The organism is Fibrella musci (assembly GCF_041321105.1).
Classification (GTDB): Bacteria; Bacteroidota; Bacteroidia; order Cytophagales; family Spirosomataceae; genus Fibrella; species Fibrella musci.
Genome location: NZ_JBGGWD010000003.1, coordinates 426,553 through 441,639, shown reverse-complemented (window position 1 = coordinate 441,639; position 15,087 = coordinate 426,553). Strand labels below are relative to the sequence as shown.

15 protein-coding genes are annotated in these 15,087 nt (G+C 57.4%); 6 read left to right on the top strand and 9 right to left on the bottom strand.

Translation table 11 applies throughout. The features are described 5' to 3' along the window. Positions 1-111: 111 nt before the first annotated feature. Positions 112-1,926, bottom strand: a complete 1,815-nt coding sequence (gene pdxA / locus ACAW74_RS11655) for a 4-hydroxythreonine-4-phosphate dehydrogenase PdxA (protein ID WP_370698376.1) — start codon at positions 1,924-1,926, stop codon at positions 112-114. Between the two features lie 148 nt (positions 1,927-2,074). Here pdxA and ACAW74_RS11650 point away from each other — a divergent pair, with 148 nt between their 5' ends. Continuing rightward, the gene (locus ACAW74_RS11650; protein ID WP_370698375.1) at positions 2,075-3,022 is read left to right on the top strand and encodes a 2-hydroxyacid dehydrogenase; all 948 of its coding nucleotides are present in this window, start codon (positions 2,075-2,077) and stop codon (positions 3,020-3,022) included. A 7-nt stretch (positions 3,023-3,029) separates the two neighbouring features. Here ACAW74_RS11650 and ACAW74_RS11645 read toward each other — a convergent pair whose 3' ends face one another. Continuing rightward, positions 3,030-3,944 carry a pirin family protein gene (locus tag ACAW74_RS11645; RefSeq protein ID WP_370698374.1) on the bottom strand — a complete coding sequence of 305 codons (915 nt, stop codon included), beginning with the start codon at positions 3,942-3,944 and terminating at the stop codon, positions 3,030-3,032. A gap of 25 nt (positions 3,945-3,969) precedes the next feature. After that, positions 3,970-4,596 carry an L-threonylcarbamoyladenylate synthase gene (locus ACAW74_RS11640; RefSeq protein ID WP_370698373.1) on the bottom strand — a complete coding sequence of 209 codons (627 nt, stop codon included), beginning with the start codon at positions 4,594-4,596 and terminating at the stop codon, positions 3,970-3,972. A gap of 166 nt (positions 4,597-4,762) precedes the next feature. On the opposite strand from ACAW74_RS11640, the gene ACAW74_RS11635 reads away from it, so the two are divergent. Continuing rightward, positions 4,763-6,109, top strand: coding sequence for a PQQ-dependent sugar dehydrogenase (locus ACAW74_RS11635; RefSeq protein ID WP_370698372.1), 1,347 nt, complete (start codon positions 4,763-4,765; stop codon positions 6,107-6,109). Between the two features lie 71 nt (positions 6,110-6,180). Here the strand turns inward: ACAW74_RS11635 and ACAW74_RS11630 are convergent, their stop codons facing one another. The 3 genes from ACAW74_RS11630 to ACAW74_RS11620 form a co-directional block, all read right to left on the bottom strand. After that, complete coding sequence (locus tag ACAW74_RS11630) at positions 6,181-6,813, bottom strand: nitroreductase family protein (RefSeq protein ID WP_370698371.1); 633 nt, start codon at positions 6,811-6,813, stop codon at positions 6,181-6,183. 39 nt (positions 6,814-6,852) lie between these two features. Further along, positions 6,853-7,560 (bottom strand): DsbA family oxidoreductase, encoded by a 708-nt coding sequence (locus ACAW74_RS11625; protein WP_370698369.1) that lies wholly within the window; start codon positions 7,558-7,560, stop codon positions 6,853-6,855. A gap of 80 nt (positions 7,561-7,640) precedes the next feature. After that, positions 7,641-8,246: a TetR/AcrR family transcriptional regulator gene (locus ACAW74_RS11620; RefSeq protein WP_370698368.1), complete on the bottom strand. Its 606-nt coding sequence runs from the start codon at positions 8,244-8,246 to the stop codon at positions 7,641-7,643. Positions 8,247-8,434: 188 nt separating this feature from the next. On the opposite strand from ACAW74_RS11620, the gene ACAW74_RS11615 reads away from it, so the two are divergent. Beyond that, positions 8,435-9,184, top strand: a complete 750-nt coding sequence (locus ACAW74_RS11615; protein WP_370698367.1) for a rhomboid family intramembrane serine protease — start codon at positions 8,435-8,437, stop codon at positions 9,182-9,184. 161 nt (positions 9,185-9,345) lie between these two features. On the opposite strand, the gene ACAW74_RS11610 is transcribed toward ACAW74_RS11615, so the two are convergent. Then, entirely contained in the window at positions 9,346-9,987 is a 642-nt protein-coding gene (locus tag ACAW74_RS11610) for a class I SAM-dependent methyltransferase (protein ID WP_370698366.1), read from the bottom strand. A gap of 104 nt (positions 9,988-10,091) precedes the next feature. On the opposite strand from ACAW74_RS11610, the gene murQ reads away from it, so the two are divergent. Continuing rightward, positions 10,092-10,886: an N-acetylmuramic acid 6-phosphate etherase gene (gene murQ / locus ACAW74_RS11605; protein ID WP_370698365.1), complete on the top strand. Its 795-nt coding sequence runs from the start codon at positions 10,092-10,094 to the stop codon at positions 10,884-10,886. Between the two features lie 73 nt (positions 10,887-10,959). Next, a complete protein-coding gene (locus ACAW74_RS11600) occupies positions 10,960-12,303 on the top strand; it encodes a DEAD/DEAH box helicase (RefSeq protein ID WP_370698364.1) in 1,344 nt (447 codons plus the stop codon). A 9-nt stretch (positions 12,304-12,312) separates the two neighbouring features. Here ACAW74_RS11600 and ACAW74_RS11595 read toward each other — a convergent pair whose 3' ends face one another. After that, positions 12,313-12,888 carry a DinB family protein gene (locus ACAW74_RS11595; protein WP_370698363.1) on the bottom strand — a complete coding sequence of 192 codons (576 nt, stop codon included), beginning with the start codon at positions 12,886-12,888 and terminating at the stop codon, positions 12,313-12,315. Positions 12,889-13,002: 114 nt separating this feature from the next. On the opposite strand from ACAW74_RS11595, the gene ACAW74_RS11590 reads away from it, so the two are divergent. Next, entirely contained in the window at positions 13,003-13,896 is an 894-nt protein-coding gene (locus tag ACAW74_RS11590) for an alpha/beta hydrolase (RefSeq protein WP_370698362.1), read from the top strand. Here the strand turns inward: ACAW74_RS11590 and ACAW74_RS11585 are convergent. After that, positions 13,893-15,077 carry a hypothetical protein gene (locus ACAW74_RS11585; protein WP_370698361.1) on the bottom strand — a complete coding sequence of 395 codons (1,185 nt, stop codon included), beginning with the start codon at positions 15,075-15,077 and terminating at the stop codon, positions 13,893-13,895. The genes ACAW74_RS11590 and ACAW74_RS11585 overlap by 4 nt on opposite strands. Between the last annotated feature and the right edge of the window lie 10 nt (positions 15,078-15,087).

Here is a 15,087-nt window from a genome sequence, read left to right as displayed (position 1 = left end):
TGGCAAGGGCCAAGCTTATAGTGCTGGTGCCTGGAAGGCAGAAAGGTTACTGTGAAAATGAAGATGGTTGACAAGGTGCTGACGCCTAAGGAGACGCAAAGGATTGCGTCTCTACTTTTTTAATGCATTTGCTTCTAATTCCTGGTAGTCGATGCGGCGGCGGGCGACGTCGCAGGCGGTGTAAATGGCCTGAATCATCGAGGTTTCGTCGGCAAGGCCTTTACCGGCGATGTCGTAGGCCGTACCGTGGTCGGGCGAGGTCCGGACGGCGGGCATCCCGGCGGTGAAGTTGACGCCTTCGTCGAAAGCGATCGACTTGAACGGAATCAGGCCCTGATCGTGGTACATCGCCAGCACGGCGTCGTATTTCCGGTAGGCACGGGTACCGAAGAAGCCATCGGCCGGGAAGGGGCCGTAGACCAACTGCCCTTTTTGCCGCAACTCATTGATAAGCGGCGTGATGATCTCTTTTTCTTCGTTGCCCAGCAGCCCGTTTTCGCCCGCGTGGGGGTTTAGGCCCAGCACGGCGATTTTGGGCCGACGGATACCGAAATCCTGTTTCAGCGATTTGGTCATCAGGTCGATCTTTTGCAGAATCGCCCCTTTGTGAATACCCTGCCGGACGCGCCCCAGCGGTACGTGCCCCGTGACCACGCCCACTTTCAACGTGTCGCTGACCATGAACATGAGGTTATCGGCTACACCGAAGGCACTGGCGAGGTATTCGGTATGACCCGGAAACTTGAACGCTTCCGACTGAATATTGTGCTTGTTGATTGGGGCCGTCACGAGCGCGTGAATCTTCCCGGCCTTAAGGTCCTCAACACCGCGACTCAGGCAGGCAAAGGCCGCGATGCCAGCTTCAGGCGTTACTTTCCCCGGCTGAATATCAACGGGTAGCGGAGCCGGTTTCTCGGCAACGGGGGCGGGTGTTTCTGTCTCGCCTTCGCCCGTCGGTTCGACGTCGGCTAGGGTTGGTTGCGGTATCGGCGGGGGCGAATTTTCGCTGAAACAGGTAATGACGTTGGTCATTTTATGGCTCGCCTGCTCGACTTGCTGAATCCCGTTGAGGTTCCAGTCTTTCAGGTTCAGCAGGTTGCGGTACCGGTTCAGCACGCGCATGGAACCATAAATCACCGGCGTGCAGATCTTCTGCAACTGGTTGTATTGCAAGGCTTTCAGGATTACCTCAGGCCCGACACCGTTATAGTCGCCGAGGGTAATGCCAATGATCAGCCGTTCTTTCTGCGCGGTTTCCGAAATGGGCGCGCGGTCGCCTGAGCGGTGGCCGCCATCCAGTTCATCGTCGGCTTCGAAGACCGAAGCGCCCGCGAACCGGTCAACTGCCATCGGTTCGTAGCGTTCCTGTCGCTCGGGCTGGGGAGGCTGCACGGTGGGTTGCGCCTGACGCAATTCCACAGGCCTCGAGCCAGACCGATCAAAGGCGGGCCGCTCGGGCTGGGTACGTTCCGATTGGGTACCCCGCCCTTGCGGGGCAGGCTGTTCGGGCCGCTCGCCCCGTTCCGGCCGATTCCGCTCGCGCTCGGGGCGGGGTTGCCGTTCGGGTCGTTCGCTCCGGTCGCTGGGTTGGCGCTGGTTGTTACGCTCATTCCGGTCGCCCCGGGTACGTTCTTGGCGGGGTGGCCGCTGCCCGTTGGTTTCGGGCGGCGTACCGGCCGACTCGGGTACGTTGCTGCTCTCGTCGGTATCGTCTTCGGCACCGATAAATGAGGTGTCAATTTCTTCAAACTCCAGATCGTCGTCGAGGGCCGGGGCCTGTTCACCACGGGGCTGGCCGTTTCTGTCGCGGTTCCGATTGCGATTCCGATTGCGATTCCGGTTTCGGCTGCGCCGTTCCTGTCCGTTGTTCGACTCGCCCGATGCCGGATTTTCGCGGCCTTCTGTATTGGCTGGCTGTTGTTCCATTCCAGAAAAACAGGTTAGGGGTTTGCGGCTACAGTTGGCTGTTGGAAGCCGGTTGCCGGGCTATTGGCAACCCTTCACTCGTAAACGCGCAACCTCAACCTATTTTTATTAATTGATAATTACGTTTGCAAGTTACAAACTTCCCCTCATGTCGACACCCCAAGCGGCGATTCTGATTGCCGATGAAATGCACCCCTCGCTGTTTGCCATGCTTGACGAAGCCGGGTTCAGCTACGATTACCAACCAACCATTAGCCGAGGCGACCTGCTTGCCCGGATCGGGCCGTTCGAAGGGCTGATCATTCGCAGTAAAACCACCGTCGATTCCGAGATGCTGGCCGCCGCCCCACACCTGCGTTACATTGGCCGGGCCGGGGCCGGTCTGGACCTGATCGACGTGGCCGCCACCGAGGCGCGGGGTATCCAGGTGTTTCATGCCGGTACCGGCAACCGCGACGCCGTAGCCGAACACGTGCTGGGCATGCTGCTGGCCTTGTTCAACAACATCCTGAAAGCCGACCGGGAGGTGCGGCAGGGCACCTGGGACCGTGAAGGCAACCGGGGTATCGAACTGATGGGCAAAACCGTGGGCCTGTTTGGCTACGGCAACAACGGGCAGGCTACCGCTCGCCGCCTCAGCGGCTTCGGCTGTCGCGTGCTGGCCTACGATAAGTACCGCACCGACTACGGCGACGCCTATGCCGAAGCCGCTACGGTGGAGCAGATTATGGCCGAAGCTGACGTGCTGAGCCTGCACGTACCACTGACCGCCGACACGCGCCAATGGATCAACGATGCCTTTGTCGGGCAGTTCAGCAAGCCGTTTTTCCTCGTCAATGCGTCGCGCGGCGAGGTGGCTTCGCTGACGGCGGTGGTGGCGGGGCTGCAATCGGGCAAAGTGCGCGGGGCCTGCCTCGACGTGCTGGAAAACGAAAAGCTGAAGACCCTGACCCCCGCGCAGCAGGTGGCGTTCGACTACCTCCGCCAGTCGGACCGGGTGGTGCTGACGCCCCACATTGCAGGCTGGACTCACGAAAGCTATGTCCGCATCAATCAGGTGCTGGTGGATCAGCTGGTAGCTATGAAAAAAGCCTGAAGCTACGTCAGGAAAGGGGTGGTGGCGGTGGGCTGCCTACGGGTTTCGATTTATCGTCGGGTAGGGGAATGAACGCCGTGTTGTCGGTGGGAGGGAGGGCAATCCGGCCTGCCTGCCAGTCGGCTTTGGCTTGCTCGATTCGGTCGAGGCGCGACGACACGAAGTTCCACCAGATGTAGCGCTCGCCCAGTGGTTCGCCGCCCAGTAGCATTAGTGTGCAGGCTTCGTGGGCCACCAGCACCGGATCGATACCTTTCGTGAACACGAGCAGTTGACCAGCTTCGTAGGTACGTCCGTTTACCTCCACGCGTCCTTTTGCTACGTAGGCACCTCGTTCGCTGTAACCCAGCGGCAGGCCGAAGCGTGTTCCCGGTTGTAGCACCACGTGGGCGTAAAAGAGCGGTGAGTGGGTTTTGACAGCATTGGTGAGGCCAAACACATCGCCCGCAATAAGCCGTAGCCAAACGCCGGTGTCGGTAAACACGGGCAACTGGTCGATCGTGTAATTTGTGAACGTGGGGTCGCTTTCTTCGTCGGCTTCGGGCAGGGCTACCCACGTCTGTATCATTTCGAGGCTATTCCCGACGAGCAGGTTGGGGTCTTCGAACCGCTCTGAATGGGCAATGCCCCGGCCTGCCGTCATCCAGTTGACGTCGCCGGGCCGGATTACCTGCTCGACACCCAGGCTATCGCGGTGGGTAAGCTGCCCGTCGAACAGATAGCTCACCGTCGACAGGCCGATGTGCGGATGCGGCAACACGTCCATGCTTGTGACGGGCTGCGGGGGGAGCGCCACCGGGCCGCCGTGATCCATGAAGATAAACGGCCCCAACATACGCCGGAGCCGGAAGGGTAGAATCCGCCTGACGGTGAAACCGTTGCCCAAGGAGGCCGGGCGGGCGTCGATAATTTGATCCAGCATAGCAAACGAAAAGAGATAGGCGATTTTATTCCCAGTCGACCTCGCCCAGCCCGAGCCGGATCACGTCGAAGTCGTCGGTGGTGGCGTCGACGATGGTTGAGGGAACGTACCCACCGATCCCCCCGTCGATGACGATGTCGACATCGTTGCGGTATTTCTCGAAGATCAGTTCGGGGTCGGTGCTGTACTCGACCGTGCCGGGCTCTTCGTCGCGCAGGGTCGTGGTGATGATCGGGTTGCCCAGTTCATGGACGAGCTGCCGGGGAATGTCGTTATCAGGTACGCGGATACCGACGGTCTTTTTGCTGCTGTTCAGCAATTTGGGTACCTGGTTGTTGGCTTCGAGAATGACTGTGTAGGGGCCGGGCAGCAGCCTTTTCATCAGCTTGAACGCCGAATTACTTACCCGGGCATAATCGGCGATATGGCTGAGGTCGTAACAGATAAACGAGAAGTCGTTTTTCTGCGGTTTAATTCCTTTGATACGGGCCACCCGTTCTACCGCCCGTGCGTTGTGAATGTCGCAGCCCAATCCGTAGATGGTATCGGTCGGGTAGATAACCACCGCCCCATCGCGCAGGGCGCTCGCCACCTGCCGGATGCGGTTCATGTCGGGATTTTTGGGATATATTTTTACGAAATCGGCAGGCATAAAAAGGAGTTTAAGGTTTGGTGTCCAAGGTTTACGGTTAGCAACAACGTACCCAGCTAAATTACCGGATCAACATTGGATTTGGACCCGTAAACCTTGAGCGCTCTTGCCATAACTTCGTGCTTTAACAATTAGTTGTTTGGCTGTACCTGAATCGCTTCGTTCTATGAATCGCTACGTTCCACTGTTTACGCTGGCCCTGCTGGCAACCCTCACGGCGGCAACAAGCCCCGGTAAAAAAATCGCCGGCCCCACCAGGCCAGGTACGTCGACCATCAAACCCGACGATGATAATGGCGGGCTGAAACTGGCGCCGGGTTTCTCGGCACTCGTCTATGCCGATAACCTGGGCCGCGCGCGCCACGCCGCCGTCGACCCCACCACAGGTACGTTGTTTGTGAAACTCGAGCGCCTGAAAGATGGCAAAGGTATCGTGCAGTTGAACGACACCAATGGCGATGGCCGCGCCGATCAGACGGTGTTGTTTGGCAACTACCCCGGCACGGGAGCCGCCGTGGTGAATGGCTATCTCTACGCCTCGTCGGACACGTCGGTGTATCGGTATAAACTGACCAACGGTAAAGTGATGGCCGATGCACAACCCGAACCCATTGTGGTGGGCCTGACGCTGCAACGGCAGCACGCCAGTAAATCGCTGGCCGTTTCGCCCGATGGAAAGCTGTTTGTCAATTTCGGGGCACCGTCGAACGCCTGTCAGGAAAAAGACCGTCAGCCGGGTTCTAAGGGACAGACGCCCTGCCCACTGCTGGAGAACTACGCGGGTATCTGGGTGTTCGATGCCAACAAAACCAATCAGCGGCAAAGCGATGGTCGGCGGTACGCAACCGGTATCCGCAACGCCGTGGCTCTCGACTGGAACACGGCTACTAATACGCTCTACGCGCTGCAACACGGTCGTGATAACCTCAACAACTGGGGTGGTGCCTTTACCGATGAGGTGAGCGCCGAACTGCCCTCCGAAGAATTTCTGATGGTGAAAGACGGCGCCGATTTCGGCTGGCCGTATTGCTACAACGACCATTACCAGAACAAAAAAATGCTGGCGCCCGAATACGGCGGCGATGGCAAAACGCAGGATCAGTGCGCGGGCAAAGACAAGCCGATCATGGCTTTTCCTGGCCACTGGGCACCCAACGATGTGCTGTTCTATACAGGCAACATGTTCCCGGCCCGCTACAAAAACGGCGCGTTTGTCTGCTTTCACGGCTCGTGGAACCGCGCACCGCTGAAACAGGGTGGTTACTTCGTTGCCTTCATTCCGTTTGGCAAAGACGGTCGTCCATCGGGTAAGTATGAGGTGTTTGCCGAAAACTTTGCGGGTGTCGCCGAGCAGGGTGTACCGGGCCAGAATGCCAACGCTGGTAAACTCGAACTGGCCAGCCCCGGCGATGCCAAACACCGCCCGATGGGTCTGGCACAAGGGCCCGACGGCTCGCTTTACATCACCGATTCGGTGAAGGGCACTGTCTGGCGCGTGCTGGCGAAGAAATAAGTAAAGCTGAGTCCAACAGAAAAGGCGGCGATCCAACCGGATCGCCGCCTTTTCTGTTGGACGGTCGTTGGTTACGCTGCTTCGATAAATAGTTCTTCCGCCGACCGACGCACTTTGGGCGCGGTAGCCAGGAAGTCTTTTTCGGCGTCGCGGTAGCCCAGTACCAGAATAGACGTGCTACGCAGGCCTTTGGCGGGCAGATCGAGCAGTTTGTCGAGGGCGTCGGCGTTGAATCCTTCCATCGGCGTGGCATCTACCTCTTCCGTGGCGGCGGCGATCAGGCCGGTGCCTAGGGCGATGTAGGCCTGCCGGGCTGCCCATTCGGCGCGCGCTTCGGGCGTGCGGGTCAACAGCGACCCTTTGATCGAGTCGGCAAAGGGAGTCAACGACTCAACGGGCGTTTGGCGCGTGTCGGCAATCAGTTGCATATAGGCATCAATCTGCGGCGCTTCGACGGCTGTCCAACTGGCAAACACCAACACGTGGGAGCCTTCGACAATCTGCGGCTGTGGGCAGGCCTGTTCGTGGATCTTGCCGCGCAATTCGTGACTGTCAATTACGATCACGTTATAGGGCTGAATACCGACTGACGAGGCCGACAGCCGGATGGCTTCCAGAATCGTGTTTACTTTTTCGGTGGGAACGGGCTGTCCGTTCATTTTTTTAGCGGCATACCGCCAGTTCAGGGCCTCAATGAGTTCCATACGATGAATTTGTTCAGGTTGTATTCTATTGATTGGTACTTAATCGCAATTGCCGTCGATGTCGCAGGCGGGGGCGTCGGCCGAGAGGTCGGTGAGGGCAGGCTGGGTTTGACGCCATTCGGTCCAGGCAGTGTCTAGAGCGCCAAGAAACGTCTCGGGGGCCTGTGCACCCGACACGGCGTAACGCTGATTCAGCACGAAGAAGGGCACCCCCCGCACACCTACCTGTTGCGACTCATAGATGTCTTGCCGGACGGCATTGGCAAATTGATCGCTGCTGAGCACCTGCGAAACAGCCTCCGCCGACAGGCCCACCTCTGTGCCCAGCCGAAGCAGCGTGGCGTGGTCGGCGGTGTTGAGACCTTCGGTGAAATAGGCCAGAAACAGGCGCTCTTCCATGGCGTCGCCCAGACCCTGAGTCTTGGCCAGCTGAATCAGCCGGTGGGCGTCAAACGAATTGGCCACGACAGCCCGGTCGAGGTCGTAGCTCAGGCCGACTTCGCTCGCCATGTCGGTCACGCGTTCGTTCATGGCCTTGGCCTGCTCCAGACTCCAGCCTTTCACATCGGCCAGGTAGTCGTTGAGCGACCGGTTCGGCTCGGTTTTCTGGTTGGGGTTCAACTGAAAGCTTTTCCAGACCACCTGCACCTGATCGCGCTGCGGAAACTGAGCCAGCGCCTGCTCGAATTTTCGTTTGCCGATATAGCAGAAAGGGCACATCACGTCGCTCCATATTTCGACTTGCATGGTGGACGGAGTAAGTGTTTGTGTTGTCATGATTACACTAGTAGAAAATATAACAGTGTTAGGGTTCAGGCAAAAAAATATCAGTGCGTCAATGATTTAATAAAGCCTGAGATGGCGTCCTGCAAGATCAGTTGACTATACTTGTCTTTCTCCGACGATTGCCCATCAATCATCTGAATCGACACCAGACCGTGCAGAATAGACCAAAACGTGCGAAACTTTAGGTAAGGGTCGGCATCAACGTTGTTGCCGGTTGTTAGCAACTGTTCAATGGTTACGCGAACGATGTCGGAGAAGTGCCGCATTTCGGCGATATGATTCGCCGTTTCGCAGGTAGGGATACCCAGGCCAAACATGAGTTGATAGTACTCCCGGTTTTCGAAGGCAAATCGCCAGTAGGTCTGCGCAATGCCTTGCAGTCGTTCGGCGGGTGGGTGATCACAAAGGGCCTGTTGCCGAATCTGATCGATCAGGCGCTCAAATCCTTGCCGGGTAAACTCCAGTAAAATGGCATCTTTACTGGCAAAATGGCTGTAGATGACGGGCACGCTGTATTCGATGGCGTCGGCAATTTTCCGGATCGAGAGAGAAGCCCAGCCTTCGGCCAGCACCTGTTGCCAGGCGGCCGTCAGAATGCTGTTTCTGACTTCTTCTTTCTGTCGTTGCCGTCGTTCGAGTACGCCCACTTGATACAGTGTTTGCTTTTATAACAGTGTTAACTTTTTGAATTTTGAATTAGTTCATAGCGGTTCAATTTTGGTAAAAAATCGCGTTGCTGACCGTCTGCGAGGCGGGCAAGCGCGTCCGTAATCGGAACTTCTGACGGATTGGCGAGCCTTATCAACTAGAAACAAGCGACCTTAGAACAACATACATGAACACCACTCAACCTACCTCAACGCCCGCATCCGGCAGCCTGCGCGATGTATTCTGGCCCCGGCCTGGGTACGTTGCCACGCCCATTCTGATGGCTATCAACATCCTTGTTTTCGTGGGAATGGTGCTGACGGGCGTGAACATCATGTCGCCGACGGGGCAAGACCTCGTAAACTGGGGCGCCAACTATACCCCCTTGACCTACGGCGGGCAACCCTGGCGACTGCTGACGGCCTGTTTTCTACACATCGGCCTGATCCACATCGTTGTCAACATGATGTCGTTGCGCGTGCTGGGCAGTCAGGTGGAGCCGTTGCTGGGTACGTCGCGCTTTGCCATTGGGTACGTGGTTACGGGCCTGACGGGCAGTCTGGTGAGCTTGTGGTGGCACGACATGGTGGTAAGCGCGGGTGCCTCGGGCGCGATTTTTGGCATTGAGGGCATGCTGGTCGGGCTGTTGCTTACCAATCTGTTCGACGTCGACGCCCGAAAGGCGTTGCTCAAAAACAGCCTGTACGTAGTGGGGATCAACCTGCTGATTGGGGCGGGTATCGGGGCCGATAATGCCGCGCACCTGGGTGGCTTTCTGGGTGGCCTGCTGGTTGGGCTGAGCTATTACTATGTGATTCGCGCCGAGTTGGGCTGGCCCGCGCCGCGCCTGCTGGCCCGCAACGCCGTGGCTTTCGGGCTGTCGGCGCTGGTAGTGGTTATACTGGCGCTCTTTGTTTTTTCGCGATCGCCCTTCTGACGTTTGATACGTACCCAATAGGCGTCAGCCATAAACGTAAAAAGCCCCGACCAGACAGGCCGGGGCTTTTTGTTTCGCAGTTGTATGGTAAACGACCTACGTGTGCTTTTAGTTTATGGTTTGAAAAATTGATCGATAATTTTTCAGAAAAGAACCACTTTTCAACGGCGAGTCCCAATTGTCGCAAAAAGTGGGTCACTCCGTCGCGGAAAGGGGCTGCGGTCCTGGGTGTGAATGTTGGTAAACAGGTCGGTTTGCTGGTAGTATGTCTCAACCAACTGGGCGTGGCCAACATCGTCCAGCGCCTGCCAAACGGCCACTGCTTTGGTCGGGAACATCCGATTGGAAAAGACCGTGATAAAGGGCGCCCCCGGTTTCAGCACTCGGCCTATTTCCCGAAATACCGCCACCGGCTGCGTCAGGTATTGCACCGATACAGTCAACACGCACCCATCAAACTCGGCATCGGTATAGGGGAGGGTTGGCTGCTCGTTCAGGTTTTGAACGAGATAATCGGTGAGTTGCGGGTTCTGGCTCAATTCCGTCGCATTCATACCCAATCCCGCCACGCGCTGGTAGGTAGCATCAGTCGGCAAATGACTGCGCCAACTGCTCATCAGATCGAGGATGGCACCGTCGGGCGGCAACAGCTCACCGAATAGCTGGGTAGTCGCGGCAATGGCCGGTTCGTCGATGTGCACGACCAGCCGGGGCGACTGGTAAAACTGGCCGTCGTCGGTTTCGTCATAGCGGCGAAAATAGGTGGGGGGTAATGCGTCGTCTGGTTGTTCAGGCTGCCTCATAGCCGTTAAACGGGTGAGTGAGCCGTTTCGTTATCGACGTTGGCGGGCGGTTGTGGGTTTATTCGGTACTTTTGCACCCTCAACGCTGAACGGCGAACGTACGTATGATTACCGAATCGACCTCCCACTACGAACATCTTGAGCAGATGTCGGTCCACGACCTGCTGACCAATATCAACCGCGAAGACCAAACCGTGCCGCTGGCCGTGGCGAAAGCGATTCCACAGCTCGAAGCGCTCGTGACGCAGGTGGTAGCCCGGATGCGCGAAGGCGGGCGGCTGTTTTACATCGGCGCGGGTACCAGCGGCCGGTTGGGGGTAGTTGATGCGTCGGAGTGCCCGCCGACCTATGGTGTGCCGCACGATCTGGTGGTGGGCTTGATTGCAGGCGGGGACGGGGCCATTCGGAAGGCCGTTGAGTTTGCCGAAGACGACCCGAATCAGGCCTGGATCGACTTGAGCGCTTACAAAATTGAACCTGTCGACACGGTGGTAGGTATTGCCGCATCGGGTCGAACGCCCTACGTGATCGGCGGCTTGAATCAGGCGCGGGCGGCGGGTTGCCTCACGGGCTGTATTGTCTGCAACCCCGGCTCGGCGGTGGCGCAGGCGGCGGAGTTTCCCGTTGAAGTTGTGGTTGGCCCCGAATTCGTGACGGGCAGCACCCGCATGAAAGCCGGTACCGCCCAGAAACTCGCCCTGAACATGCTGTCGACCAGCGTGATGATTCAGCTAGGTCGGGTGAAGGGCAACAAGATGGTCGACATGCAGCTCTCCAACATCAAACTGCAACAACGCGCTGCCCGGATGGTGATGGATGAACTGAACGTGACAGAAGAGGTTGCTAACGACCTGCTGGCTCGTTTCGGCAATGTTCGTGGCGCCATTGAGAATTACTAAAAAGCGTTTAACGTTTGATGTGATGTTGGTCAACGTTAAACTTTAGACTTCAAACGCCAAACGATACCTCCCCATGACGTTCAACGACCTCAATCTTAACAAGCCGCTGCTGAATGCACTGGCCGACCTGGGCTACACCCAGCCCACGACGATTCAGGAAAAGGTATTCTCGGTGGCCATGTCGGGGCGCGATGTGTGTGGCATAGCTCAGACGGGTACGGGTAAAACCATCGCTTACCTGCTGCCGGCTTTACGACAATATCAATTTTCGCCTGTACATACGCCGCAGTTGCTGGTGCTGGTGCCCACGCGCGAACTGGTGGTGCAGGTAGTGGAAACCATCACCGCCTTGACCAAGTACATGAACGTGCTGACGGTGGGTGTCTACGGCGGCGTGAACCTCAAACCGCAGGCCGCGCAGGTACAGGCCGGGGCCGACATACTGGTGGCAACACCGGGCCGCGCGGTTGATCTGCTGGCGAGTGGTGTATTGAAAACCAAGCAGTTAAAGCGGCTGGTGATCGATGAATTCGACGAAATGCTGAACCTCGGTTTTCGGGCGCAGCTCACTGCCATTCTCGACCTGTTGCCCGCCAAACGGCAGAACCTGCTGTTCTCGGCTACCCTCACCGACGACGTGGAGCAATTGCTGGGTGTGTCGACGCCGGGTACGTTCTTCAATGACCCTGTGCGCGTGGAAGCCGCCCCGGCCGGTACGCCGCTGAAAGGCATTCTGCAATCGGCCTACAACGTACCTAACTACAACACTAAGCTGAACCTGCTGGAGCGGCTGTTGCAGGAAGACGACGCTATGACGAAAGTGCTGGTGTTCGTGGCTACGAAGGCAATGGCCGATCAGCTCTTCGATGACCTCGACGGCCGGTTTATCGACTCAATAGGCGTAATCCATGCCGACAAAGCGCAGACCTACCGCTTCGAGGCGGTGCGGCGGTTTGGGGCGGGCGAGCTGCGCGTGCTTATCGCCACCGATCTGGTATCGCGCGGTATCGATCTGCTGGGCGTGTCGCACGTGATCAATTTTGATCTGCCCGACGAGCCTGAGAGCTACATTCACCGGATCGGGCGCACGGGCCGGGCCGACCAGAAAGGCATCGCGATTGCCTTCATCACTGAGGCCGATGCCGAGCGGCAGGCCGCCATTGAAGCGCTGATGAAGATGGCGATCCCGGTGAAGTCCCTACCCGACAACCTGCCGATCTCGACGGTGCTGACGGAGGCCGAGAAGCCGGAGATAAAGATGAAAATCGTGCAGCCGAAAGCGCCTAAACGGGAGGATGTCGGTCCGGCGTTTCACGAAAAAGCGGCTCATAATCAGAAAGTCAACGTGCGGCGCGATTACGAAGCCGAGAAAAAGGCAAAGTATGGCCGCTCCTATAAGCCCGGCCGCCGGAAATAGACGGCCCGCTTAGGCCGGAAAACCAGCGCTGGCTTTAATCTCTTCGATCTGTTTGCGGTGCCGTTCGCCGTGGGAAGCAATGACCAGCAGGGTCTGGTAGGCATCCAACGTACCCAACATGGGGTGCTCGAAAAAATGAAGCCGCATGTCGGCAGCGGCTGTCTCGGCGAATGCGAGGGTAGCGGCGCGCTGCTGTGCGAACGCATCCATAGCACTGGGTACGTTGGCGAAACGGCCCTTGGGGACGAATGGCGTTGGGGATGAAGTGGTTACGCCCCGGCTGCGCACCGCCTTAATCACGAACAGGTCTGAAACCTTGATGGCCGTGCGCCGGTCTGGCTCGGCAAGGGTAAGCATGGCGGCTTGTGTAGCGTTGAAAATACCCCGCTCAACCAGATAGATGTGTTCAACACACTCGGTGATCGACCAGCGGTCAGGAGTAGTTTTGTACTGTTGTTGGACATCCGACAAGTCCGCTATGGCCTGTTGCAGGGCGTCGCGGGTGGTGTGTAGGATATCGATGACGTAGGTACGTTCCTCGGGGGTGATGGGGCCGTTAGTAGTGGCCGGGTCGCGTTCTTCCATAGGGGCGAAGCTACTGAAAGTAAACCGCAACGCGATGGACCGTGTTACTAGCTAGGTACGTTGCGGGAATCGGCCGCTTCACCTCCTGCCATCACAATTAGCTACTCATTTATTATGCCCGCGTACTCCCGGCCTTTAGCCGCTCTGCTCCTTTTTTTATCGACTCAGGTATCTGCCATTTCGTTTACGAGCAAACGTATCAAAGACATTCCGTACAAGGCTACGACTAACTCTGATTTCAACCCGGAAAAGAACGTGCTCGACGTATATCGGCCTAACGGCAAAGCTGGTAAATCGGCGCCCGTCGTTGTGTTTTTCCACGGAGGTAACTGGGATAGCGGCAGCAAAAATATTTACTGGTTCATCGGGCGGCGGCTGGCCAAACAGGGCGTGGTGGCCGTGATTCCAAGTTACCGGCTCTCGCCCGACGTACAGGTGCCCGCCATGGCCGACGACTGTGCCCAGGCCGTTCTTTGGGTCAAAAACCACATTGCTGAGTTTGGCGGCGACCCCAGCCGAATCTACGTTATGGGCCATTCGGCGGGTGGCGGACTGGCGGCATTGCTGGCCGTTCAGGATGCGTATTTTACCAAACTGGGCCTGGCGCAGAACCCCATCAAAGGGGCCATTCTCGACGATCCGGCGGGAATCAACATGTATGATTACCTGAAGGAAATGAAATACCCGTCCGACAAGCAATACCTGGCCTCGTTCGGTAACAAACCCGAAGGCTGGCGGGCAGTCTCACCGTTTTATCAGGTATCCCGCCCCAGCGGGACAGGCTCCCCCGCCCCGCCGACGCTGTTGTTTGTGGGCGGCAACACGTACCCCAGCATCATCGACGGCTCGAAAAATTTTCACGAAAAACTGCTGGCCTTGGGCGCAAAGAGCCAGTACACAACGTTGCCCGGCAAGAAGCACGTACCCATGGTGTCGCAACTCTTCTGGAAACGCAACGTAATTTACCGCGAAACCCTGAAGCTGATCAACGGAACACAAGCTGGCTAACGTCTGCCGCCGAGTTGAACGGTGTATCCTATGTACGGATAGGCCTTATAGGTGAGATAAAAGGAGTAGTAGGAGGGACCGTACATGTAGTAATTGTAGAAGGCATTCGATATGACGTGTGATGTTATTCCCAAATCAAACGCGTGGAAATTGCCTTTGATGCGTAACGCCGCCGACAGGCGGGCAATCGGCCCGGAAAAATCACGTCTTACGGCGATAGCGTTATCACTAACCAACGCTAGTCTGGGGCTAAGGCGCTGAATCGTGCCAATGGTGATCCGGCCTGCCTGTTGAACGCGTATCGATGAATCGTCGAGCCGGAAAGCATACCCCAACGTGACGTTGCTCTGCGGTTTGCCAAACGATGCCAGCACCTGCCCTAGTAGAGAGCCTTTGGTTTCATTGTCAAAGGTTTGCAATCTGGCAATGTAAACTGGCACGCTCTGCAACTGAGCCGTAAGCACGGCACCCAGCCGGACGCTGTTACCGATGGGCACGCCGATGCGGGTGTAGACCTGCGTGCCGAAGTCGGTATTGGTATAAATAGCTTCACTTAGATAAGACGATGTTTCATACACGAAGTCCCAGGACGGATTGGTGATAATCCCGGCGCTCCAACCGTTGGTGATGCCCACTTCGGCTTCGTTGCGGATCAGGTACGTGTTGCGGTAATAGACCGTGCCCGCGCCGGGCGTGTAGGCGGTTCGGCCACTTAACAGATAGGGCGCCCCGATGGCTTCGGAAGCAATCGCTTTGGGGCCACTGATGGCTACTTCCGTCGCCATTGTCGAGGTGCTGAGGATGTCGGCTGGGTCGATATAGCTTTGGGTACCATTGGCCTGCCGGACCACCACCGCTACGGGTGTCTGGCGAACAACCTGCCCACTGACCGTGGCGCCATCGCGCAGGCTGAATGACGTGATCTTTGTCGGGTTGGCCTGTCTGGCAGGACGGGCTGTGGTGGTGCGGACGATCTGGTTGGGTTGCAGGTACGTTACGTAGTTGCCCGGTCGCTGCACGGCTATGGTGGCGCTGTCTTGCCGGATGATCTTACCCGAAACGACGGTGCTGTCTGTCAGCGTAAAATAAACCGTGGGTGTGCCTTTAGGCGCTTTGAGCGATTGCGCACAGAGGCTGGTAGCCAGTGCCCAGAAAATCAGGAAACCGTAAATTCGTTTCATAAGTGAGCTG